Annotated in this window: 2 protein-coding genes; both read right to left on the bottom strand. The window is 62.4% G+C overall.

Annotated elements, in window-relative coordinates; genetic code table 11:
• Nucleotides 1-181: 181 nt before the first annotated feature.
• On the bottom strand, nucleotides 182-526 hold the full coding sequence (locus tag ACWDUN_RS29925; protein ID WP_449934547.1) for a hypothetical protein: 345 nt from the start codon (nucleotides 524-526) through the stop codon (nucleotides 182-184).
• A gap of 2 nt (nucleotides 527-528) precedes the next feature.
• Complete coding sequence (locus ACWDUN_RS29920) at nucleotides 529-1,257, bottom strand: AAA family ATPase (RefSeq protein ID WP_449934545.1); 729 nt, start codon at nucleotides 1,255-1,257, stop codon at nucleotides 529-531.
• Nucleotides 1,258-1,413 lie beyond the last annotated feature (156 nt).

The raw sequence follows: 1,413 nt of genomic DNA, 5'->3' as shown, positions 1-1,413 counted from the left end.
TACGAGACAACGTAACTCGGGTGCCCTCAACGGCCTAAGGCTCGAAAACCGTTGGTAGCAACCATGTTTCGTGGATCGAGTCGAATCATGTTGCCTCTCAGGCGATTACAAGAATCTCTTGACAGATATCTCTTTGGCCCGGTATAAGCCGCCTACAGGAATTGATTACAGGAAAATTTGGTCAGATGGGCGGGAACGGTCGTCCGCCGTTGTACTTGCTTTCCAGGGCTGCCAGCTTCTCCCGCACTGCGATATCGACCAGGGAGGCAAGGGAACTGATGTCCTCTTCGGGATAGGTGCGCCCGAGGCGAATTACGGCGTCTCGGGAGTAGAGCAGGAGGTCGAGATCCCAGTTGATGCCCTGGACCTTTTTCTTGTCCGAGCGCCGTCGCATGGCCGGTCGTTCGTCGGTTTCGGGTTCGGTGGGTTCGGCTGGCGCTTGGGTGCTGAAGAGGTTCTTCATGACCTCGTTGGCGTTGTCGCTGGCCTTGCCGCGTTCGCTGGGGCGTCCGCTGGATCGAGCCATGGTCACTCCTGTTCCCCGTCCCAGTTCTGGTGGTTGTCGAGAATTTCGGCGAGCACATCGGCGTAGGGCCCGCCCACGTCGGGGAGGGTGCCGAAGGAGTGCTTGAGGCTGTTGCGGGAGGGGACCTGTGCCCGCAGTACGGGGTAGTCCGATCCTTCGAGGATCTCGCGGGCGTATTGCCGATCGGCCTTGGATCGCAGGTCCACATCGAGCAGCAGCACCGAGGCCAGCACGGGCCGCAGCAGGTCCACTTGTGTGGCGAGGGTGAACGTATCGCGGATCTCGGCCAGCTCCCCGGTGGCAGGCGAGGTGGGCACGAGCAGGTGCCCGGTGGCCATGATCGCGGCGGTGAGGATCTCGGATTCGGGGGTGGTGAGGTTGTCGGGATTCCGCGAGGGTGGGGTGTCGATGATGATGTGGTCGTAGTCGCGGCGCATGGATTTGACCTGCCGGACGAGGGTCTTGGCGTTGGTCAGGGTGATCACCACGCAGTCTTCGGGCCAGCCGCCGCGCGCTATGGCCATCTCGGCCCATTTCGCGGCTGTGCGCTGCGGGTCGGCGTTGATCAGCAGCGTGCGGCCTTTGTGGGCCAGGGCGTGCGCCAGATGGACGGAGGTGATGGTTTTGCCTACCCCGCCTTTGAGGTTGCCGACGGTCAATTCCATGAGCCTGCCTCTGCCCGGGTCGGTCGGATTGGTGGCGCGCGTGCGCGCATGAGCGAATGTGCTCATACAGTATCGCGAGAAAGCCCGCCCCCGATGCTGGTCAGGGGCGGGCTGTGTGGCGTTTTCGCTGGATGGAGCTGTATCAGGCTCCGAACCCGATGTGACTGACCGATTCGTAGGCGTGCCAGTCGGTTCCAAGGCTGTCAGCTGCGAGGTGCTGCC

This window comes from Mycobacterium sp. NPDC003323 (genome assembly GCF_053589535.1).
This window is presented reverse-complemented; position numbering and strand designations above follow the sequence as displayed.